Source organism: Hydrocarboniphaga sp. (genome assembly GCF_028291725.1).
In the GTDB taxonomy this organism is placed as follows: Bacteria; Pseudomonadota; Gammaproteobacteria; order Nevskiales; family Nevskiaceae; genus Hydrocarboniphaga.
Genome location: NZ_JAQGNT010000010.1, coordinates 51,910 through 73,390, shown reverse-complemented (window position 1 = coordinate 73,390; position 21,481 = coordinate 51,910). Strand labels below are relative to the sequence as shown.

At 64.7% G+C, this 21,481-nt stretch carries 22 protein-coding genes; 16 read left to right on the top strand and 6 right to left on the bottom strand.

Annotated elements, in window-relative coordinates; all coding sequences use genetic code 11:
- Positions 1–106: 106 nt before the first annotated feature.
- Together JWQ90_RS03230 and JWQ90_RS03225 are read right to left on the bottom strand one after the other, a co-directional pair.
- Complete coding sequence (locus tag JWQ90_RS03230) at positions 107–955, bottom strand: hypothetical protein (protein WP_299689312.1); 849 nt, start codon at positions 953–955, stop codon at positions 107–109.
- A gap of 125 nt (positions 956–1,080) precedes the next feature.
- The gene (locus JWQ90_RS03225; protein ID WP_299689309.1) at positions 1,081–3,264 is read right to left on the bottom strand and encodes a Calx-beta domain-containing protein; all 2,184 of its coding nucleotides are present in this window, start codon (positions 3,262–3,264) and stop codon (positions 1,081–1,083) included.
- Between JWQ90_RS03225 and JWQ90_RS03220 the strand changes: the two genes are divergently transcribed.
- From JWQ90_RS03220 to secF, 6 genes are all read left to right on the top strand, one after another.
- The gene (locus JWQ90_RS03220) at positions 3,224–3,970 is read left to right on the top strand and encodes a hypothetical protein (protein ID WP_299689306.1); all 747 of its coding nucleotides are present in this window, start codon (positions 3,224–3,226) and stop codon (positions 3,968–3,970) included. The two genes, JWQ90_RS03225 and JWQ90_RS03220, sit on opposite strands and share 41 nt — an antisense overlap.
- On the top strand, positions 3,883–5,391 hold the full coding sequence (locus tag JWQ90_RS03215) for a tetratricopeptide repeat protein (RefSeq protein ID WP_299689303.1): 1,509 nt from the start codon (positions 3,883–3,885) through the stop codon (positions 5,389–5,391). Before JWQ90_RS03220 ends, JWQ90_RS03215 begins: the two co-directional genes overlap by 88 nt.
- Before the next feature lie 93 nt (positions 5,392–5,484).
- Positions 5,485–5,730 carry a hypothetical protein gene (locus tag JWQ90_RS03210; RefSeq protein ID WP_299689300.1) on the top strand — a complete coding sequence of 82 codons (246 nt, stop codon included), beginning with the start codon at positions 5,485–5,487 and terminating at the stop codon, positions 5,728–5,730.
- 425 nt (positions 5,731–6,155) lie between these two features.
- Positions 6,156–6,488 carry a preprotein translocase subunit YajC gene (yajC, locus tag JWQ90_RS03205; protein WP_299689297.1) on the top strand — a complete coding sequence of 111 codons (333 nt, stop codon included), beginning with the start codon at positions 6,156–6,158 and terminating at the stop codon, positions 6,486–6,488.
- Positions 6,489–6,557: 69 nt separating this feature from the next.
- Positions 6,558–8,420 (top strand): protein translocase subunit SecD, encoded by a 1,863-nt coding sequence (gene secD / locus JWQ90_RS03200; RefSeq protein WP_299689294.1) that lies wholly within the window; start codon positions 6,558–6,560, stop codon positions 8,418–8,420.
- A 20-nt stretch (positions 8,421–8,440) separates the two neighbouring features.
- Positions 8,441–9,367 (top strand): protein translocase subunit SecF, encoded by a 927-nt coding sequence (gene secF / locus JWQ90_RS03195; RefSeq protein WP_299689291.1) that lies wholly within the window; start codon positions 8,441–8,443, stop codon positions 9,365–9,367.
- Between the two features lie 149 nt (positions 9,368–9,516).
- Here the strand turns inward: secF and JWQ90_RS03190 are convergent, their stop codons facing one another.
- Together JWQ90_RS03190 and JWQ90_RS03185 are read right to left on the bottom strand one after the other, a co-directional pair.
- On the bottom strand, positions 9,517–11,238 hold the full coding sequence (locus JWQ90_RS03190; RefSeq protein ID WP_299689288.1) for a potassium/proton antiporter: 1,722 nt from the start codon (positions 11,236–11,238) through the stop codon (positions 9,517–9,519).
- 185 nt (positions 11,239–11,423) lie between these two features.
- Entirely contained in the window at positions 11,424–12,227 is an 804-nt protein-coding gene (locus JWQ90_RS03185; RefSeq protein ID WP_299689285.1) for an inositol monophosphatase family protein, read from the bottom strand.
- A 44-nt stretch (positions 12,228–12,271) separates the two neighbouring features.
- Here JWQ90_RS03185 and JWQ90_RS03180 point away from each other — a divergent pair, with 44 nt between their 5' ends.
- From JWQ90_RS03180 to JWQ90_RS03155, 6 genes are all read left to right on the top strand, one after another.
- Complete coding sequence (locus JWQ90_RS03180) at positions 12,272–13,072, top strand: RNA methyltransferase (protein WP_299689282.1); 801 nt, start codon at positions 12,272–12,274, stop codon at positions 13,070–13,072.
- A gap of 42 nt (positions 13,073–13,114) precedes the next feature.
- Complete coding sequence (gene cysE / locus JWQ90_RS03175; protein ID WP_299689279.1) at positions 13,115–13,912, top strand: serine O-acetyltransferase; 798 nt, start codon at positions 13,115–13,117, stop codon at positions 13,910–13,912.
- Between the two features lie 142 nt (positions 13,913–14,054).
- Positions 14,055–15,188: a cysteine desulfurase family protein gene (locus JWQ90_RS03170; protein ID WP_366919421.1), complete on the top strand. Its 1,134-nt coding sequence runs from the start codon at positions 14,055–14,057 to the stop codon at positions 15,186–15,188.
- A gap of 34 nt (positions 15,189–15,222) precedes the next feature.
- Positions 15,223–16,413 carry an aminotransferase class V-fold PLP-dependent enzyme gene (locus JWQ90_RS03165; RefSeq protein WP_299689273.1) on the top strand — a complete coding sequence of 397 codons (1,191 nt, stop codon included), beginning with the start codon at positions 15,223–15,225 and terminating at the stop codon, positions 16,411–16,413.
- Positions 16,414–16,417: 4 nt separating this feature from the next.
- Positions 16,418–16,825, top strand: coding sequence for an iron-sulfur cluster assembly scaffold protein (locus JWQ90_RS03160; protein ID WP_299689270.1), 408 nt, complete (start codon positions 16,418–16,420; stop codon positions 16,823–16,825).
- Between the two features lie 13 nt (positions 16,826–16,838).
- Positions 16,839–17,174 carry an iron-sulfur cluster assembly accessory protein gene (locus JWQ90_RS03155; protein WP_299689267.1) on the top strand — a complete coding sequence of 112 codons (336 nt, stop codon included), beginning with the start codon at positions 16,839–16,841 and terminating at the stop codon, positions 17,172–17,174.
- Between the two features lie 95 nt (positions 17,175–17,269).
- Here JWQ90_RS03155 and JWQ90_RS03150 read toward each other — a convergent pair whose 3' ends face one another.
- Entirely contained in the window at positions 17,270–18,019 is a 750-nt protein-coding gene (locus JWQ90_RS03150; RefSeq protein WP_299689264.1) for an SDR family oxidoreductase, read from the bottom strand.
- A 306-nt stretch (positions 18,020–18,325) separates the two neighbouring features.
- Here JWQ90_RS03150 and JWQ90_RS03145 point away from each other — a divergent pair, with 306 nt between their 5' ends.
- From JWQ90_RS03145 to JWQ90_RS03135, 3 genes are read left to right on the top strand one after another with little or no spacing between them, the layout of a single operon-like run.
- Positions 18,326–19,120, top strand: coding sequence for a thymidylate synthase (locus JWQ90_RS03145; RefSeq protein ID WP_299689261.1), 795 nt, complete (start codon positions 18,326–18,328; stop codon positions 19,118–19,120).
- Positions 19,121–19,122: 2 nt separating this feature from the next.
- On the top strand, positions 19,123–19,626 hold the full coding sequence (locus JWQ90_RS03140) for a dihydrofolate reductase (protein WP_299689258.1): 504 nt from the start codon (positions 19,123–19,125) through the stop codon (positions 19,624–19,626).
- 15 nt (positions 19,627–19,641) lie between these two features.
- A complete protein-coding gene (locus JWQ90_RS03135; RefSeq protein ID WP_299689255.1) occupies positions 19,642–19,908 on the top strand; it encodes an acyl-CoA-binding protein in 267 nt (88 codons plus the stop codon).
- A gap of 90 nt (positions 19,909–19,998) precedes the next feature.
- Here the strand turns inward: JWQ90_RS03135 and JWQ90_RS03130 are convergent, their stop codons facing one another.
- Entirely contained in the window at positions 19,999–20,766 is a 768-nt protein-coding gene (locus JWQ90_RS03130; RefSeq protein ID WP_299689252.1) for an ATP-binding protein, read from the bottom strand.
- An 89-nt stretch (positions 20,767–20,855) separates the two neighbouring features.
- Here JWQ90_RS03130 and JWQ90_RS03125 point away from each other — a divergent pair, with 89 nt between their 5' ends.
- On the top strand, positions 20,856–21,278 hold the full coding sequence (locus JWQ90_RS03125; protein WP_299689249.1) for a hypothetical protein: 423 nt from the start codon (positions 20,856–20,858) through the stop codon (positions 21,276–21,278).
- Positions 21,279–21,481 lie beyond the last annotated feature (203 nt).

The window sequence follows — 21,481 nt, the reverse complement described above, 5'->3', positions numbered from 1 at the left end:
TCGTCGCGCCTTGCCAGTCGCAAAACTCCGCGGGCGCCTTCGTGACCATACTTGGCAACCGAGGCACTAAGCGCTTCGTGCTCTCGTTGGATTGCCGGTCTCGAAGTCAAGGCGATGCGATAACCGCTGTTGCCAGTGTCTTGCCGTCCACTGGGTTCAGGTAACCATATTTCCAGTGGTCATCGCTTTGGTAGGCGAGCCTGATCTCGTCATTGCCATCGCTGTTGAGAAAGTCGCCGACCAGCGAGAACTCGGGATAGAGCCAAAAACCGTCGGCGTCGGTTCCGGGGTATGTCTTGTTCCAGATCCTGCTGCTGTCGGTCAGTGAGTAGGCGGTGATCACGAAGCCGGACGCATCGACGTCGCCGTGCCCACTGATCTTGTAGGACACATCTGCCATGGTGCCGGCGACGAGAACCTGAGTGCCGCCTGCTTTTGCGATGCCCATCCCGAATCCCCAATTGGGGAATTCATCGCAGAGCACGTTTTCCGCTTCGAAGGTCTGAGCCGGGGCGCAAGCGCCGTAGTTTGAGACGGTCGCCGGCACGCCGCGCGGCATGTCGGGGTTGGTGTGGGCGGAGATGCTGCCGTATGACGTGGCCGAAGTACCTCCGCACTGGAACTGAGAGAGCCGGAAATCCGGCACTTTGCCGGTCGTCGCCTTGAGGTTGGCGGGGCTCAGCACTGTGCTTGTTCCGTCGGCGGAAAACAGTTTGAATTTCAGTGTCGTGCTCACCTTGAAATAACCGTTGGCATCCGTGGATGAAGCCGAGCAGGCGAGCGAAATGGCCAGCGTTTCGATGCCCGGACGGCTGGTATCGACATCGACGGCCCATTGTCCTTTTGCATCGCCGGGGAAGCCGGTGAACAGCTGGAAGCTTTCAACCGGCGGAACGGCGGAGGTGGTCGTGCAGACGGCCAGCGTGGCGACGAAAGTCAGATAGCGGATGCGCATGGTGAACTCCGGGAGGTAGAGCAGTCTGCGAAGGAAGGGATGGCTGGGTTGAGACAAGCGGAACTGCGTGAACCTGCGGCCCCTGGAACCGAGGCTGCCGTGTCTGTTGTCATTGCTATCGGTATTCATGGTCCGGCGTAGCGCTGGGCGCAGATTCCCTGTCCGGAATCGCCCTGTTCACTGGACACCCAGGTCACCACGAAATGGCCTGCCGAATCGCCGGCTACGGCCGGAGCATATTGGCCACCCGACGTGTAGGTATTGACGCGAAACTCGCTACCCGAAGGGCTGCCGTCAGCGGTGTAGCGCTGGGCGTAGATTCCCCAGCCGGAATTATCCTGGCCGTTGGACATCCAGGCGACCACGAAATGGCCTGCCGAGTCGCTGGCTACGGCCGGAGCATATTGGTCACCCGACGTGTAGGTACTGACGCGGAACTCGCTGCCCTGCGGGCTGCCGTCGGCGGCGTAGCGCTGAGCGTAGATTCCCCATCCGGAACCATCCTCATCCTGGTCATAGGACGTCCAGGTGACCACTAAATGGCCTGCAGCGTCGCCGGCTATGGCGGGGGAGGAGTATTGGTCAATCGACGTGAAGGGCTTGCCGCGGAATTCGCTGACGCGGAATTCGCTGCCCTGCGGGCTGCCGTCAGCGTCGTAGCGCTGGGCGTAGATTCCCCAACCGGAACTGTCCTGGCCTTTGGACATCCAGGTCACCACGAAATTGCCTGCCGAGTCGCTGGCTACGGCAGAGGCTTCTGTGACCGACATGTAGGTATTGACAAGAAAAGCACTACCCAACGGAGTTCCGGGTGCCTGCGCGGTCGTCACGTCGAATAACGCGGACGAAGTGCCAACGACGAGCGTGGCCGTCACCTTGGTGTTGTAGCTCGCCGAAGACGTGGTCTGCAGCTTCACGGTGTCACCGTTCTTTACGGTGCCGGCAACGCTGGTGTAAGCCGCTCCGTTGAGACTGTATTGCCCGGAAGAAACAGAAATCGCCGTCCCGGCATAGCCGGGCTCGAGTCCGCCGATGGTGACGGTGTTCGAGGTATAGACCGTGCTGGGAGTCGCACCGGTCACCGGCGCAAAGCTGAAAGCATCCGGCGTGGTATCGGCAGCCCGCGTGGTGATAGCGAAAGTACCGCTGGCCGTACCGATCTTGAGCTTGGCCGTCACTTTGGTGCTGTAACTGGCCGATGACGTGGCCTGCACCGTCACCGTGTCGCCGTTTTTTACGGTGCCGGCGGCGTTGGTATAAGCGGCGCCATTCAGACTGTATTTTCCGCCGGAAATCGAAAGCTTGGTTGCGGTGTAGCCCGGCGACAGTCCGCCGACGGTGATGCTGTTGGAGGTATAAACCGTGCTCGGAGTGGCACCGGTCACCGCCGCGAAGCTGTAGGCATTCGGGGTGGTGTCGGCGGCTGACGTGGTAACGGCAAAGGTTCCGCTGGCCGTGCCGATTTTGAGCTTGGCTGTGATCTTGGTGTCGTAGCTCGCTGAAGACGTGCCCTGCACCCTCACCGCGTCACCGTTTTTCACCGTGCCAGCTGCGGCAGTGAAGGCTGCGCCATTCAAGCTGTACATGCCGCCTGAAACCGACATCGCCGTGCCGGTATAGCCGGACTCAAGACCACTGACGGAGATGCTGTTGGAGGTATAGACCGTGCTCGGCGCGGCGCCGGTCACTGCTGTGAAGCTGAAGGTATCCGGCGTAGTGTCGGCAGTTCGCGTGGTGACAGCGAATGTTCCGGTGGCGGTGCCGATCGTGAGCTTGGCCTTGACTGTAGTTTCATAGCTAGCCGAAGACGTGGTCTGCACGGTCACCGTGTCACCGTTCTTTACGGTGCCAGCGGCACCGATATAGGCCGCGCCATTCAAGCTATACGTGCCGCTTGAAACCGATATGGCGGTGTCGTTGTAGCCGGACTCAAGGCCGCTGACGATGATGGCGTTGGAAGCGTAGACCGTACTCGGAGCGGCGTTGGTCACCGCTGTGAAGCTGAAGGCGTTAGGCGTTGTGTCGGCGGGATCGTCGTCGCTGATATTGACCTGCGCACTGGTATAGCTCCCGCCATCCGATCCGTTGATATTGCTCAGATCAACGCGGAAGCTTTCAGTGCTTTCGTAAACCGTGTCCTGAAGGATCGGGACATTGAAGGTCTTGGTGCCGTTCTCGCCCGATGCCCATGTCAGGCCACCCGAGGTACTGGTGTAATCCGATCCGGCGATGGCAGTACCGTTATTCGTCGTGTACTGCGCCGAAGCGGTGCAGGCGGTCGCCCCGCTGCGCTTCACTTTTACCGCCACGCTGGTCGATGACTCGGTTGCCGAATACGTTGCGGCGGAGAAGCTGATCTTGCCGGAAGTGCATGGCGTCGGCTACCGGCTTGATGCCCTCGTTGAAAGCCGGCGGGTTTCAACGGGGCCAGCGGTGGCGGCGGCTACCACACTTCTGATCGGCGACGGTGTTCCCGGCCGTGGCTTCTGGCGTTTGAAGCAGGTACTGGCCGAAACCAGCGAAGTCTGGTTCGCCCGCCACGACAAGACCGGCGAACTGCGGGTATTCAAGTTCGCGATGGACGACGCGGCACTGGAGGCGCTGCGGCGCGAGGTCACGATCAACCGGCTGCTGCGGGAAACCTATCCGGGCCGGCCGGAGTTCGTGTTCATTGCTGACTGGAACTTCGAGGCCAAGCCGGCCTATCTGGAGATGCCGCATATCGCGGGCGGCAATCTGGCGGTCTGGTTGGAGGCGCAAGGCGGCGCGCGGAGCGTCGCGCTCGCGGACCGGCTGGAACTGCTGGTCCAGGCAGCGGACGCGCTCCGGTGCATCGTCTGGGCAGCGCCGCCGAATTGGCGAATCGGCTGCGTACCCTGCCGGAGCGCCGCGAACAGCGGCGGGCCGAGCGCGACACGGCGGCGCGTTTGGCGGCGGCGGAGGCCGCGCTGGAGCGCAGCCGGCTGCGGCGGCACTGGGCCTACGGTATTGCCGCGTCGCTCGGGCTTGGATTGATCGTCAGCCTGCTGCTGTTCTGGGAGGCAACGCAGCAGCGGCGCGCGGCGCAGCGCGCGCTGGCGATGTCCGAGGCCGTGGTCGAATTTCTGGATCGCGATCTGCTCAGAGCCGCCGATCCGCTGGAAGCCGGCGGCAATCGCAATGTCACCGTGGCCAACGTGCTCGACAAGGCCAGCAGAAGCCTGAGGGCGCGGTTCGCGGATCAACCCGAGGTTTCGCAGCGGCTGGCTTACACCATCGCCCGCGCCTACCAGAGCCTGGGCCTGGGTGAGCAGGGCCGGCAGCTGTTGCTCGCTGAACTCGAAGCGCACAAGGCGGCCGACTCGCCCCAGCTTCGGCGGCTGCGCTTTCTGCTCGCCGATATCGATACCGAGTACGACCGTTACGCGGAGTCCGCGTCCTTGCTCGACGGGCTTCTGGCCGACCTGCGCGCCAGCCACGAGGAGCAAGGCAGTCTCGCCTTCGACGTGCGCTTGAGCCGCGCCTGGCTGGATTTTGAACTCGGCTACTACGAGCAGTCGCGGGTCGGCTTCATGGCGATTCTCGAAGACCTCGCGCGCTGGCGCCCCGACGACCGCGAAACCCGCATGACCGCGCAGTGGTGGATGGTCGATCCGCTGAGGGAACTGGGCCGTTTGGAAGAAGCCGATGCCCGTCTTGGCGAGGTTCTGGCCGACTACGTCGGCATCTATGACGCGAACAACGCCCGCTATCTATGGGCGCGGACCAGCCTGGGCAACCTGCGGATTTCGCAGCGCCGCTTCGAGGAGGCGGAGGCGGTGCTCCTGGACGTGGAACAGCGCATCCGCTCGTCCTTGGGAGACAGCCACAACATCGGGCTGTTTGCGACTTACTTTCGCGGTGTTCTGCGCCTGCGCCAGGGGCGCGTGGCCGAGGCGCTGCCTTTCCTGGAAGAGAGCTATCGCCTGCGCAAGCAGTATCAGGGTGAGGGCTCCCACTCGACCTGGCTGGCAGCGAACCGCCTTGCGCAGGCGCTGAGCAAGCTGGGGCAGGTCGAGCGCGTCGGCCATGTGCTGGACCCGGCCTATGAGTCCGCGGTGCGCAATGTCGGGCTGGATCACCCTTATTCGATACGGCTGGCATCCACGCGGGTGCAGCATCTGCTGTTGCGCGGGCAGGTGGATACTGCGTCTGAACAGTTAGCCCTCGCGCTCGAACATGTCGATGCGCGCCTGCCGGCACTGCACGTCACTCGCGCCGAGTTGCTGTACCGGCAGGCGCAGATTCGGCTCAGCCGTGGCGATATCGTCGGAGCCAGGGAAAAATGGCTGGCCTCTGCCGCAATGCTCCGCGAGCTTGGAGAGGTGCCCGCTGCCGAAATGGCCGAGCGTCTGGCGGCAGAGGCTGCGAATCCCGCGAAAGACTGGTTGCAAAAGTCGACACTGCTGCCGGTGTAGTTTCGTGTTGCGCAGTGCGATATCTGAGCTGTCCCCCGCGATAGCAGCGTTGGAGGTTAGAATTCAGCGCAGACCCAGCGGAGCGCCGCATCCATGCAGATCACATTGACACTGTCTGACGCCGAGGCGCGTGCCTTGCGCTCTGCCACTGGCCAGCCCACAACCGAAAAGGCCGCCGCTGTGGCGATCCACCGCGCGCTCGCAAGCGAAGATGTGGAGCCACGCCATGCCACCGCAAGGGAACTGCGCCGGCCTGATCGGGCCATGCGGGGGGACAAGGAGTTTCCGACGGCCGACCAAGCCATCGCCTACTTGCGAGCGAGATTCAAGCAGGCGTGAAGCAGGCGCTATTCCGCCGCCGGTTCCTGCATGATCTGGACGGCATTCTGCAGACATTCGGCGCTGTTCTCAAAGCGCAGGAAGCGCCGGGAAAGCAGTCATGAATAGATCCAGCCCTGCTATTGGGAAGCAGCGGTGTAGGCTGGGTTGCAGCGGAGCGGAAACCCGGCTTTAGACTCGTCCGGTGTAGTCACGGCTGGGTTTCCGCTCCGCTGCAACCCAGCCTACGAGTGGGCCTCACCGCCCCTTCGAGGCTTGCACCCGCCTGCCGCGGCCCCATAGAGCAGGTTAGGGGAGGGTGGCGGGGAATTGGACCGCGGCTCCCCGGACGGCTTCCGCCATACCGTCCGCCGGGAGGAGTGGCATAATCCGCCGCTCGTTTTTGGCCCCCTTTCGGCCATCCATCCTTGGATCATCTTCCCCTCATGCTCGATTTCTTCTTTAGCCCTGCCTACGCGCAGGCAGCCGCCCCGTCCCAGCCCAATGCGCTGATCCAGTTCGCCCCGCTCGTCGTGCTGTTCGTGCTGTTCTACTTCCTGCTGATCCGTCCGCAGATGAAGCGCAGCAAGGAGACCCGGCAGATGATCGACAAGATTGCCAAGGGCGACGAGCTGGTGCTCGCCGGCGGTCTCGCCGGCAAGGTGGTCAACATCGGCGAATCCTTCCTGACCGTCGAAGTCGCCGAGGGCGTCAACGTCAAGGTGCAGAAGTCCGCCGTCGGCAGCGTGCTGCCCAAGGGCACTCTCAAAACCCTTTAGTAGGTTCGCAGCACCACGCCGGCGCGGCCTGTGCAGCCCGCGCCGGCGCTCGGCTATCCGGAGTAGCGCATGCGTCCTTACGCAACGTGGAAATACATCGCCCTGCTGGTCATCACGGTTTTCAGCACGCTGTACGCGCTGCCGAACATCTTTGGCCAGAGCCCGTCCGTGCAGATCTCGCAGGAGTCCGGCGACGCGGTTCCCGCCGCAGTCGGTACGCGCATCGCCGAGGCGCTGAAGCAGGCTCAGCTCACCGCCGTGTCGAGCAGGGCCGAGGGTGCCAACTGGACGGTGCGCTTCGACAACGGCGACATCCAGCTGCACGCCAGCGACGAGATCAAGAAGGCGCTCGGCAACGACTACGTGGTCGCGCTGAGCGCGGCCTCGAACACGCCGGCCTGGCTGGCCGCGATCGGCGCCAAGCCGATGGCGCTGGGCCTGGATCTGCGCGGCGGCGTGCACTTTTTGCTGGAAGTCGACGTCGATACGGTACGCAAGAAAGCCATCGAGAATTACGTCACCGAGTTGCCGGCAACGCTGCGCAAGGAAGATATCCGCTACACCGGCCGCCGCCAGAATGGCGACGCGGTGGCGCTGGATTTTGCTGATCAGGCCAAATTGGACGCTGCGAAAAAGTACATCGCCAGCAATTACCGCGAACTGGCGCTGTCGTCGCCGGTCGGCCAGCCGCTGACGCTGGAGGCGCGCATCACCGATGCCGAGGCCAAGCGCATCCAGGATTTTGCGGTTCAGCAGAACCTGATCACCTTGCGCAATCGCGTCAATCAACTTGGTGTTGCTGAACCGATCGTGCAGAAGCAGGGTGCCAATCGCATCCTGGTGCAGCTGCCGGGCGTGCAGGACCCGACGCGCGTCAAGGAGCTTCTGGGCGCGACCGCGACGCTGGAATATCGCGCGGTTGTTGAAGACGGCGATGCCGCCGGCGCGGCCGCCACCGGCATCATTCCGCCCGGCACCGAGCTGTTTTATCACCGCGACGGCCATCGTCCGTATCTGCTGAAGAAAGAGATCATCGCCAGCGGCGCGCAGCTGGTGAATGCGCAGCCCGGCATCGATTCGCAGAGCGGCACGCCCGAGGTCAGCGTGACGCTGGACGGGCAGGGCGCCAAGCGCATGTTCGATTTCACATCGAAGAACGTCGGCAAGCCGATGGCGGTGCTGTTCCGCGAACGCCAGGTCGTCACCACCTACAACGCCAAGGGCGAGCCGATGCGCGAGCATCGCGACGTCGACCAGATCATCTCGGTCGCCAGCATCCGTGGTGTGTTCGGCAAGAACTTCCAGACCACCGGGCTCGGCAGCAAGGAATCGCAGGATCTGGCGCTGCAGCTCAAGGCCGGCGCGCTGGCCGCGCCGGTCGACATCGTCGAAGAACGCACCGTCGGCCCCAGCCTCGGTGCCGACAACATCCGCCAGGGCTTCCAGGCCGCGGCGCTGGGCCTGAGTCTGGTCGCGGTGTTCATGATCGTCTACTACCGCGTGTTCGGCATGTTCGCGATCGTCGCGCTGGCCTTGAACCTGCTGCTGCTGGTCACCGGCATGTCGCTGCTGCAGTTCACGCTGTCGATGCCCGGCATCGCCGGCCTGGTGCTGACGATGGGCATCGCGGTCGATGCCAACGTGCTGATCTACGAGCGCATCCGTGAAGAACTGCGCGGCGGCATGAGCCCGGCGAAGGCGATCGAGGCCGGTTACGAGCGCGCCTTCCTGACCATCGCCGACGCCAACGTGACCACGCTGATCGCCGCGATCGTGCTGATCGCGGTCGGCGCCGGCCCGGTGCGCGGCTTCGCGATCGTGCTGGCAATCGGCATCGTCGCCTCGCAGTTCACCGCGATCGTCGGTTCACGCGCTCTGGCGCATCTGGTGTTCGGACGCAAAGCCCGAATGACCGACCTGCCGATCTGGTAGTGAGCTAAGGGAGAACCACTATGAAATTTTTCGACCACGTCCCCAAGATCGACTTCATGGCCCAGCGCAAGACGGGCCTGTGGGTGTCATCCGCGCTGACCATCGCGGTGCTGCTGCTGCTCGCTTTCCGCGGCCTCAACTTCGGCATCGATTTCACCGGCGGCGTGCTGGTGGAGGTGACCTACCCGCAGACCGTGCAGCTCGACGAGGTGCGCGAGCACCTCAAGGCCGCCGGCTACGACCGCGAGACCGTGCAGTATTTCGGCACCAGCCAGGACGTGCTGATCCGCCTGCCGCCGTCGAAGGACAGCACCGCCCAGGTCAGCACCAAGATCCTGGAAGCGCTGAATGCCTCGCAGGAGAACATCCAGCTGCGCAAGATCGACTTCGTCGGCGCGCAGGTTGGCGACGAGCTGACCGAGAAAGGCGCGATGGCGCTGATCTTCGCGTTCATCGGCATCGCGCTGTACATCATGTTCCGCTTCGAGTGGAAGTTCTCGGTCGGCGCGGTTGCCGCGCTGGTGCATGACGCGCTGATGACCCTGGGCTTCCTGTCGATCGGCTGGGTCGAGTTCGATCTGACGACGCTGGCGGCGATCCTGGCGCTGATTGGTTACTCGAACAACGAGACGGTGGTGATCTACGACCGGGTTCGTGAGAACCTGCTGGCGCAGCGCCGCGCGAATATTTTCGAGGTCGTCAATCTGTCGATCAACCAGACGCTGCTGCGCTCGGTCATTACCCATTTGACGACGCTGCTGGTGCTGAGCGCGCTGTTTTTTATGGGCGGCAAGAGCGTGCATAGCTTTGCTATCGCCTTGATGGTCGGTGTGGTGGTTGCGACGTATTCGTCGATTTATATCTCGACGGGCCTGGCGATTCTGCTGGGCATTTCGCGCGAGGATTTGCTGCCGCCGAAGGATGAGGCAATCGACGAGTTGCCATAGCGGGTCAGGGAGCCCGGCAATTCAAAAGCCTGTAGGAGCGGGTCGTACCCGCGACTGGAACCCCACCGGCACAGTCGCGGGTATGACCCGCTCCTACAGGGGCGGTTACTTCGCTTTGCCGGAGAGGCGGCAAAATCGTAAAAGGCCAATCAGTGCGGCAACCGCAAGCCGATCTCGGTGATCTTCTCGCCATTCATCTTCTTCACCACCAACTCCATCTCGCCGAGCCGCAACCGGTCACCGACGACCGGCTTCGGAATCACACTCTTGAAGAACTCGGCCACATTCCGAGTCTTCGCCGACTCCGGCAGATCCAGCCCATAGGCATCCGCCAGCGCCATCGCCGGCGCGCGCAGATCGATCTGGAATTCGCCGAAGAACCGCGCCTCCGCCGCCTCACGTTTGGGCGCGACGCCATCGGCGCGGAAGGTCTCGTCGAGCTTTGGCAGCTCGTCCTGCGACGCCAGCAGCGCAATGTAGTCGCCGGCGCGCAAGGTGCCCCATTCGCGATAGCTGATGACCTTGCCGCGCCGCGAAATACAGACGATGCGCGAGGTGTCCTCGACCGGCAGGTTCTTCGATTTGAGGCCGATCAGCGGGCTGTTTTCGCCGATCAGATAGCTGACGATCTCGTAGCCGCGGGTGCCGGGCAGATCGAAGTCGCTGCGATGCACCAGCGCGGTGGTCGCCGGCATCTGCAGGCCCAGCAGCCTGGCCATCGGGCCGACGCTCCAGCCCTGCACGACCAGCGACACCAGCACGATGAAGAACGCGACGTTGAACAGCAGTGCGGCGTTGTCGATGCCGGCCAGGTAGGGGAAGGTGGCCAGCACGATTGGTACCGAGCCGCGCAGGCCGACCCAGGCGATATAGGTCTGCTCGCGCAGCGGAAAGCGGAACGGGCTCAGCGCCAGCGCCACCGCCAGCGGGCGCGCGACCAGGATCAGCACCAGGCTGATCAGCAGCGCCGGGATCGCGACCGGCAGCAGCTTGCTCGGCGTCACCAGCAGGCCGAGGATCACGAACATGCCGATCTGCGAGGCCCAGGCGACGCCGTCGTGAAAGCGGCGGATGCCACCGAAAGCGCGCACTTTGCGATTGCCGAGTACCACGCCGGCCAGATACGCGGCGAGAAAGCCGCTGCCGTGCAGGCTTGAGGTGACGCCGAAAATGAACAGGCCGCTGAACAGGGCCATCAGCGGATACAGCGAATCGGACAGGTTCAGCCGGTTCAGCGCCCATGCCAGCGCGCGGCCGCCGTAGACGCCGATCAGCACGCCCAGGCCCATCTGCTGGACCAGGAAGATCAGCGCCTCGTACCAGTGGTAGGCCTGCGGTGCCTGCAGGTACTGCAGCAGGCCCAGGGTCAGGAACACCGCCATCGGATCGTTGGTGCCGGATTCGATTTCCAGCGCCGAGGTGATGCGTTCGTTCAGGTGCACCGCATTGCTGTGCAGCAGCGAGAACACCGCGGCGGCGTCGGTGGAGCCGACGATCGCGCCGATCAGCATGCCCTCGATCAGCGGCAGGTGCAGGACCCAGGCGGCGAACGTGCCGACCACGCCGGTGGTGACGAGAACCCCGACCGAGGCCAGCGACACCGCGGGCCGCAGGCCGACGCGGAACGTGGCCATGCGCGTGCGCATGCCGCCGTCGAACAGCACCACGGCCAGCGCGGTGGTGCCGGCGAGGTTGGCCAGGCCGTAGTCGTGGAACTGGATGCCGCCGGGGCCGTCTTCGCCGGCCAGCATGCCGACGATCAGGAACACCAGCAGCAGCGGCACACCGAGGCGCGGTGACAGGACCGACGCGAGAATGCTGACGATGAAAAGCAGGCCGCCGACGAGGATCAGATGATTCGCGATTTCCATGTCGGCGGACGCAGCGCTGTCAGTTCAAAGGGTACTGGTTGCTCTAAGCTTCTATGCAGCTATCGTTCCGCAGCGTGTAGGTTGGGGGTAGGTTGGGGTGAGCGCAGCGAACCCCAACGATCACCGCCGCAATGTTGGGGTTCGCTGCGCTCACCCCAACCTACCCGGCTGCAGACCGGTTCGCGTTACGAGGCCTGGGCGGCGTCGAAGGCAGGACGTACCGACTTCAGCAGGTCGGCGAACTGGCCATGCAGCTTGGGCGTGGCCACCAGCACGTTGCCGCTGTTGAGCGGGTCGCCTTCGCCATACAGCTCGCTGACGATGCCGCCCGCTTCCTGCACCAGCACCAGGCCGGCGGCCATGTCCCAGGGTTTCAGGCCCATTTCCCAGTACGCGTCGAGCCGGCCGGCCGCGACATAGGCCCGGTCCAGCGACGCCGCGCCGGCGCGGCGGATGCCGGCGGTGTTCTCGGCCACCGCCTGCAGCGTGGGCAGGTAGGCCGGCAGCTTGTCGGGCTTGATCGGCACGCCGGTGCCGACCAGGCTCTGGTCGATGTCACGGCAGTTGCTGACGCGGATGCGGCGATTGTTGAGCGTCGCGCCGGCACCACGGCTGGCCACGTACAGGTCCTGCGTGCACGGCGCGTAGATCACGCCATGCGTCAGCACGCCCTTGATCTGGATGCCGATCGACACCGCGAAATGCGGCAGCCGGTGCAGGAAGTTGGTGGTGCCGTCGAGCGGGTCGATGATCCAGACCACTTCATTCTCGCCAATCTTGCCGCCCTCTTCACCCAGGATGGCATGCATTGGATAGGCTTTATGCACCAGCTTGATGATCTCGGCTTCCGCGCCGCGGTCGACATTGGTGACGAAATCGTTGCGGCCTTTGTGCTCGATCTGCAGCGTGTCGGCACGCTCGAGATTGCGCATGATGAAGTTTCCGGCGCTGCGGGCCGCGGAAACGGCGATGTTTACCAGTGGATGCACTGATCTGGCCAGGGGTAGCGGGGACGGGCATTAGAATACCAAACATGTCCGCCCCTCCCTTGGAAAACATCGTCATCGTGCTGGTCGGTACCCAGCATCCCGGCAACATCGGCTCGGCCGCGCGCGCCATGCTGGTCATGGGTTTGACGCATCTGCGGCTGGTGAGGCCGCATCATTTCCCCGACGAGCAGGCCGACGCGATGGCCAGCGGCGCGGTGTCGATTCTGCGCACGGCCAAGGTCTACGACAGCCTCGAGGCGGCGGTCGAGGACTGCGCCTGGGTGGTCGGCACTTCGGCGCGTCCGCGGTATCTGGGCGACGAGCCGATGTTGCCCGACGCCGCCGCGCCGGCGCTGCTGCAGGCCGCGGCGGCCGGCACCGTCGCGCTGGTGTTCGGTTGCGAGCGCACCGGCCTGACCAACGAGCAGCTGGATCGCTGTCACCGGCTGACGATGGTGCCGGCCAATCCGGAATATTCCTCACTCAACCTGGCCGCTGCCGTGCAGATTTACGGTTGGGAGCTGCGCAAGGCGGCGATCGCGCCGCGGCCGGTGGCGGCGAAGGCCGACCAGGAGTTCATGAAAGGCCGCTTCCGCGCGCCGACCATGGAGCACATGGAGCAGTTCTTCGAGCACCTGGAGCGGGTGCTGCTCGGTACCGGCTTTATCGACCCGAGCAACCCGCGCCTGGTGACGCGGCGGCTGCGCACGCTGTTCAACCGCGCGCGGCCGGATCTGAACGAACTCAATATCCTGCGCGGGATTCTGACGTCGGTGGAGAAACCCAAGCGGCGCACCCGGCGCGGACGCGGGCCCGACCGGACGCCTCCAAAAGCCGAAGAGTAGGTTGGGGTGAGTGGCTTAATGCGGGTTTACAATGGCGGTCTTATGTTGACCCGTATCCGCGAAGACATCCGCAGCGTTTTCGAACGCGATCCCGCCGCCCGTTCGGTCTGGGAAGTGCTGACCTGCTATCCGGGTCTGCAGGCGGTCTGGGGACATCGTGTTTCGCATTTCTTCTGGGCTCATGGCTGGTACTGGCTGGGGCGGTTCAACTCGCACCTGGCGCGCTGGCTGACCGGGATCGAGATCCATCCCGGCGCCAGGCTCGGCCGGCGCCTGTTCATCGATCACGGCATGGGCGTGGTGATCGGCGAAACCGCGGAGATCGGCGACGACTGCACGCTGTACCAGGGCGTTACCCTCGGCGGCGTGAGCCTGAACGAAGGCAAGCGTCACCCGACGCTCGGCAACAACGTCGTCGTCGGCTCGGGTGCCAAAGTGCTGGGCAGTTTCAAAGTCGGCGACGGCGCGCGCATCGGCTCCAATGCGGTGGTCGTGCGTGAAGTGCCGGCGGGTGCCACAGCGATCGGCATCCCGGCGCGCATCATTCAGGAACAGGTTCGGGAGCCGCCGCCGTTGTCGCCGAGCGCCCAGAACATCGCCAGCAAGCTCGGTTTCGACGCCTACGGCATCACCCGCGACATGCCCGACCCGGTCGCCAACGCCATCAGCGCGATGCTCGACCATATCCAGCAGCTCGACGAGCGCTTGCTGGAGGTCTGCCGGTTTCTGCACCAGGTGGATTCGCGGATGCCGGAGCTGCAGATGGCCAAACTCGAGCTGCCGGATTTCTGTGCCGAAGGCACGGTGATGCCGGAACCGAAGAAGGCCGACGCAGCGTGATATGCACGCTCTGCCTCGTAGGTCGGCAATCCCTTGCCGACGTGTGCGCCCAATGCGTAGTCACTGCCTCACGTCGGCAAGGGATTGCCGACCTACGAAATGCGCGCCCAATGCGAATCGACCGGCGTTGGGCCTGCCACTGATGCCGATCTACCTCGACAACAACGCCAGCACGCATCTCGATCCGCGCGTGCTCGAGGCGATGCTGCCTTACCTGTCCGGGCCGGCCGCGAACGCGTCGAGCCTGCATCGCTACGGCCGGCTCGCGCGCGACGCGGTCGAAGCGGCGCGCGCGCAGATCGCGCAGCTGGTCGGCGCCCAGCCGGGTGAAGTGATCTGGACCTCCGGCGGTACCGAGTCCAACAATCTCGCGATCAAGGGCGTCGCCGGCAATCTCGCGCCCGCACGGCTGTTGTACGGCGCAAGCGAACATCCGGCGGTGATGGAGGCGGCGGAATCGCTGGTGTCGCGCGGCTGGACCGTGCAGGCGATCGCGGTCGACAAGCTCGGCCATGTCGTCGAATCCGCGCTGCAGGCACAGCTCGCGCGCGGCAAGCTCAAGCTGGTTTCGCTGATGCGCGCCAACAACGAAACCGGCGTGATCCAGGACGTCGCGCGCTTTGCGCCGGCGATTCATGCGGCCGGCGCCTGGCTGCATGTCGACGCGGTGCAGGCCGCCGGCAAATTGCCGGTCGATATGGCCGAACTCGGCGCCGATCTGATGAGCCTGTCTAGCCACAAGATTTACGGGCCGAAAGGCATCGGCGCCCTGCTCGTGCGCGCCGATGTCGAACTGCGGCCGCTGCTGCATGGCGGCGCGCAGGAGCGCGGCCTGCGCGGCGGTACCGAGAACGTCGCCGCGATCGCCGGCTTTGGCCGCGCGGCCGAACTGGTGATGCAGGAGCTCGAGCAGCGCAGCGCGCATCTGCTGCCGCTGCGCGAGCGCCTGGAAGCCGGCCTGAGCTCGATTCCCGGCCTGCTGATTTTCGGCGCTGGTGCCGAGCGTCTGCCGAACACCTGTCAGTTCGCGCTGGCCGGCTATGACGGCGAAGCGCTGCTGATGCAGCTGGATCGTCGCGGCATCGCGGTATCGTCGGGCTCGGCCTGCGCCTCCGGCTCCGGCGAGCCCAGCCATGTGCTGATCGCGATGGGCTATGACGCGGTCACCGCCAAGGGTGCGATTCGCGTCAGCCTGGGCAAGGACAATACGGCCGACGATGTCGATCGCCTGCTCGCAGTGCTGGCCGAGATCGCGCGCACGCTGATTGCCGCTTGATGGCCTGCGGCCCGGATGATGCTGACTGGAATCAATGAATAAGCTTTCGAACACACCCGTCTACCACACGCCGATCTATCTCGATTACGCGGCGACCACGCCGCTGGACCCGCGCGTGCTCGAGGCGATGCTGCCACTGCTGATCGAAGATGGCCTGCATGCCAATCCGGCGTCCAGTCACGGGCCCGGTTTCCGCGCGCGCGCGGCGGTGGAAAAAGCGCGGGCGCAGGTCGCCGCGCTGATCCGCGCCGAGCCCACCGAAATCATCTGGACCTCGGGCGCGACCGAGTCCAACAATCTCGCGATCAAGGGCGCGCTGGAGTTTCGCGGCGCGGTGCAGGCGCATGTGATCACCTCGCGCATCGAGCACAAATGCGTGCTCGATACCTGCCGCTATCTGGAAACGCGCGGCGTGCGCGTCACCTACCTCAAGCCCGGCGCCCAGGGCCTGGTCGCGCCCGAGCAGGTGATGGAGGCGCTGACGCCGGATACCGCGCTGGTCTCGCTGATGTGGGTCAACAACGAGATCGGCACGGTTCACGAGATCGAGCGCCTGGCGCCGCTGCTGCGCGAGCGCGGCGTGCTGCTGCATGTCGATGCGGCCCAGGCAGCCGGCCGGGTCAACATCGATCTGTCGCAGGTGCCGGTCGATCTGCTGAGCCTGTCCGCGCACAAGGCCTATGGGCCCAAAGGCATCGGCGCGCTGTTCGTGCGGCGCCGTCCGCGTGCGCGGCTGGCGCCGCAGATGCACGGCGGCGGCCACGAGCAGGGCATGCGCTCGGGCACGCTGGCGCCGCACCAGATCGTCGGCATGGGCGCGGCTTTCGAGATCCTGGCGCGTGAAGGCCCGACTGAGGCCGTTCGCCTGAGTGCCCTGCGCGAGCGCCTGTGGAGCCGGCTGCAAAGCCTGCCGAACCTGCATCGCAATGGCGACCCGGATCACGCCGCGCCGCATGTGCTGAACGTCAGTTTTGAAGGCGTCGAGGGCGAGTCCCTGCGGGCCAGCCTGCCGGATCTGGCGGTGTCCAGCGGGTCGGCCTGTTCCTCGGCGACCCAGGAGCCCTCGTACGTGCTGCGCGCGCTGGGCCGCGACGACGAACTGGCCAATGCCTCGCTGCGATTCTCGGTCGGCCGCCGCAGTACCGAGGTCGAGATCGACACCGCCGCCGAGCGCGTCTGCAGGCAGGTCGCGCGTCTGCGCGAAATTTCGGCACTCTGGGACTAAAGGCATGGACATGCAGAGCACCAGCAGCAACGACGCCAATGCCTACGGCTACCCGCCACGCATCTGGCAGCTGTTTCAGCAGGCGCCGCGCGCCGGCCGCTTCGAGCCGGGCACGCCGGGCGTGGTCGCCGGCAAGGCCGGCACGCCGGCCGCGCGCTCGGTGCTGAGCCTGGAAATGCGCTTCGAACAGGGCCGCGTGATCGATGCGCGCTTCCGCGCCTATGGTTGCCCGAGCAGCATCGCGGTCGGCGCCTGGATCGCACAGTGGAGCCAGGGCCGCGAGCCGGCCGAACTGGCCGCGCTGAGCGCCGCGCACCTGCGCGCCGAGCTTGAAATACCCGAAGACCGGGCCCATTGTGCCCTGATGGGCGAAGACGCTTTGCGCGATCTGCTGGCCAACATCAAGACATGATCCGAGAAACGAAATGAGTATCCAGCTGACCGAATCCGCCGCCCGCCGCATCGACAGCCAGCTGTCCCGCCGCGGCAAGGGACTGGGCCTGCGCGTCGGCGTCAAGAAGTCCGGCTGTTCCGGCTATGCCTACACGATGGACTATGCCGACGACGTCGCCACTGACGACCAGGTGTTCGAAGCGCATGGCGCAAAGCTCGTCATCAAGACCGACCATTTGCCGATGCTCGAAGGCCTGACGCTGGATTGGCAGAAACAGGGCCTGAACGAGTCCTTCAAGTTCATCAACCCGAACGTGACCGGCGAATGCGGCTGCGGCGAGAGCTTCTCGGTCAGCCGCGAGGTCTAGGCCGCGTAGAGCCGGTCGAAATGCCGGCGGGTCACGACCCGCCCTACGAGGGACGCGCACGTAGGGCGGGTCGCGACCCGCCGGTTTCGCAACCCTCAGACGCTGCCGCAGCCGCCGTCGATCGCCATCATGTGGCCGTTCATGTAGGACGCTGCGTCCGAGCATAGCCAGACCGCGGCGGCGGCGACTTCGTCGGCCGTGCCGGCGCGCTTCGCCGGTACCTTGGCCAGCATGGTTTCGACCACGTCGGCCGGCCGGCACAGTACTTTCAAGCCCAGGCCGGCGGTGATGATGCCCGGGCAGATCGCATTGATACGCATGCCCTGGCAGGCGTAGGTGACCGCCGCATGCTTGGTCAGGCCGATGACGCCATGCTTGCTCGCGGTGTAGGCCGCGGTCGGGCCGCCATGCAGGCCCCACAGCGAGGAGTTGTTGACGATCGCGCCACCGCCACGCTTGAGCATCATTCGCAGCTCGTGCTTCATGCAGTAGTACGTGCCGGTCAGATTGATCAGCAGGCAGTCGTGCCAGATATCGTCGTCGGCCTCGAGTAGCGGCACACCGCCGCCGCCGCGGCCGGCATTGTTGAACGCGGCGTCCAGGTAGCCGTAGTCGGTCTCGATCCTCTCGAACAGGCTTTTGACGCCCTCGGGATCGGCGATGTTGGCCTCGTACACATCGGCCCTGCCGCCGTCGCGGCGGATCGCCTCGACGGTATCGGCGGCCGCCGCTTCGCGAACGTCGCTGACCGCGACCCGATAGCCCGCCGCTGCAAACATTCCTGCTGTAACTCGACCGATGTCGCCCCCGCCACCGGTAACCAGAACCGTTTTCTGTTCTGCCATGAGACTCCCCGATTCCTAGTTTTTACTTTTCTTTACCATCCCCTGGCGCAAGTATGCGGTGATCGGGCCTGGCTGGACTAGGTCAAAGCTGGTAGGAAATCCAGCTGATGTTGCTGTATGGGAATCGCCTTGTGACTGGGGCCGCAGCTGTCAGTCCGGCAATTCGGGCTTGTCGCCGGAGTAGCGGCGGGCGCTGCATCCGCGGACGGCGCCGATCTTCGCGCTCTGGTGTACGTACAGCTTGAACGCACGGCGCGGTCGGCGGGTTTGAATGCCGGCCCCCGAGGTCTGGGATAACATGGCGCGATGCGCCAATACCTCCATCTGATGCAGCACGTGCTCGATAAGGGCGCCTCCAAATCCGACCGTACCGGCACCGGCACGCTGTCGGTTTTCGGCCATCAGATGCGCTTTGATCTGGCCGCGGGCTTCCCGGTTCTGAGCACCAAGAAACTGCATCTGCGCTCGATCATCATCGAGTTGCTGTGGTTCCTGCGCGGCGAGACCAATGTCGCCTGGCTGCGCGAAAATCAGGTGTCGATCTGGGACGAGTGGGCGGACGAGACCGGCGAGCTCGGCCCGGTCTACGGCAAGCAGTGGCGCAGCTGGCCGACTGCCGACGGCCGCCATATCGACCAGATCCAGCTGCTGCTGGACCAGATCCGCGGCAACCCGGATTCGCGGCGCCTGATCGTCAGTGCCTGGAACGTCGGCGAACTTGACCAGATGGCGCTGATGCCCTGCCACGCGCTGTTCCAGTTCTATGTCGCCGACGGCAAGCTGTCGTGCCAGCTGTACCAGCGCAGCGCGGATATCTTCCTGGGCGTGCCGTTCAATATCGCCAGCTATGCGCTGCTGACGCTGATGATCGCGCAGGTCTGCGGCCTTGCGCCCGGCGAGTTCGTGTGGACTGGCGGCGACTGTCATCTGTACAGCAACCATCTCGAGCAGGCGCGGCTGCAGCTTTCGCGCGACCTGAAGCCCTTGCCGACGATGACCTTGAATCCGGAAGTGACCGACTTGTTCTCGTTCCGCTTCGAGGATTTCGTGCTCAGCGGCTACGAGCCGCATCCGCACATCAAGGCGCCGGTCGCGGTCTAGCCATGATCCACCTGTCGCTGGTGGTCGCGGCGTCCGAGAACGGCGTGATCGGCCGTGAAGGCGGCCTGCCGTGGAAATTGCCGGCGGATTTGCAGCACTTCAAGCGGCTGACCCTCGGCAAGACGATCCTGATGGGCCGCAAGACCTGGCAGTCGCTGGGCCGGCCGCTGCCGCAGCGCGACAACTGGGTGATCAGCCGCGATCCGCTATTGGATGTGCCGGGCGCCCGGGTATTCCAGAGCCTGGATCATGCCTGCACCGCGGCCGAGCGCGAAAAAATAGCGGAACTGATGGTGATCGGCGGTGCTCAGATTTACGCGCAGGCGCTGCCGCTCGCGGATACGCTGTATCTGACCCGGGTGCACGCGCAAATCGACGGCGATACCCGCTTTCCCGATTACGATGCCGGCCAGTTCATCCAGACCCAGCGCGAGGATCACGCCGCCGACGAGCGCCATCTACACGCTTACAGCTTCATCACGCTGCGGCGACAGAATTCCCACTAGAAGAGGAGCCACACGATGTCCGACCTCAAGACGCAGTTCGAGCAGGCGCAGAAAGACGTCCGCAAGCTGACCAAGAAGCCGAGCAACGACGATCTGCTCGCGCTGTACTCGCTGTTCAAGCAGGGCAGCGACGGTGACGTCAAAGGTTCGCGTCCGGGCATGCTCAACGTCGTCGACCGCGCCAAGTTCGACGCCTGGGCCAAGCTCAAGGGCACCAAGGCCGAGGCCGCGCAGAAGCAGTACATCGCCAAGGTGCAGGAGTTGGTGAAGAAGCTCGGCTGATCCTAGCGCGCAGATTGTAGGTTGGGGTGAGCGCAGCGAACCCCAACATTCGTCCGAACTGGTGTTGGGGTTCGCTGCGCTCACCCCAACCTACTGCTTCGCCAGCCCCAGCCGCCCAGCCCAATCACGCGCGAACTGCTTGGCGACCCGGCCCGAGCGCGACGCGCGCATCAGCGCCCAGCGCAGCGCGGCTTTCTCGCCTTCGGTGTCGAGCCCGGTGATGCCGAACTGCGAAAGATGTTCGCGCACCACATCCAGGTACTGGGCCTGGTTGAACGGCGGGAAAGACAGCCACAGGCCGAAGCGCTCCGACAGTGAAATCTTTTCTTCGGTGCTTTCGCCCGGATGCAGTTCTTCGCCTTCCCAGCGATATTCCTCGTTCTCGCGAGTGAACTCCGGCATCAGGTGGCGGCGGTTGGATGTTGCATAGATCAGCACGTTCTCCGGCGCCTCCTCGATGTCGCCGTCGAGCGCGGTCTTCAGCGCCGCCAGCGAGCGATCGTTGGCCGCGACCGAGAAATCGTCGACGTACAAAATGAAGCGCTCGGGGCGTTTGCGCAGCGGCGCGACGATGTCCGGCATCTCCACCAGATCATGCGGCGGCACTTCCACCAGGCGCAGGCCGCGCGTCGCGAACTCGGTCAGCAGCGCCTTGACCACCGAGGATTTGCCGGTGCCGCGCGACCCGGTCAGCAGCACGTGGTTCGCCGGCAGGCCGTTGACGAACTGCAGCGTGTTGCGAACCAACAGATCCTTCTGGCGGTCGATACCCAGCAGGCCGCTCAGCTGCAGGGTCTGCGGATACGAGATCGGCTGTAGCGCGCGGGCGCGCCAGCGGTAGGCGAGGGCGTCGGTCATGGCCGGCATCTTAGCGCCAGCCGGCCTTCACGGCGGCGCCGGCCGCGAGTCACAGCCAGCGCTTAACAATGTCAACCTGGGAATTACTCATGAGCTTTCGATCCTGCCTTGCGATGTCCCTGCTGAGTCTGTCCTTTGCCGTTGCTGCATTGCCGGCCCAGGCGCAGGACCAGAAGGCAGCACCCACGCCCGAACAGATCCAGACCCGCTGTGCGGCCCATCCCGATCGCTGTGATGCGATCAAGGCCAAGGCCGCGACCGCCAAGAGCAAGTGCGCGGCGGACGCCGACTGCTCCGCCAAGGCCTCGGTGGCCAAGACCAAGGCGCATGGGTTGAACAACAAATGCGCCGCCGACCCGAGCGCCTGCGAGCAGGCGAAGGCGCAGGCCAAACAGCAGAAGCAGGCGGTCAAGGCCGAGTGCGCGTCCGACCCGTCGACCTGCGAGCAGAAGAAGGCCGAGATGAAGGCCAAGCTCAAGGCAGCGCGCGCGGAACAGAAAGCTCCGGGCTAACGGCGCTAGCAGCCTGTCGGGCTTGGCAAGATCTACTGCGGCTTCGGCCCGCTGCGCCCAAACTGCGGGCGCCCTCGTCAAATATGACTCGATATTTTCCTCGGTCGCCCGCAGCTTGGACACAGCAGGCCCTTACCCTCGCTACGATCTCCCAAGCCCGACAGGCTACTAGTACCGTTGACGAAATCGTAATGTCTTCGGGT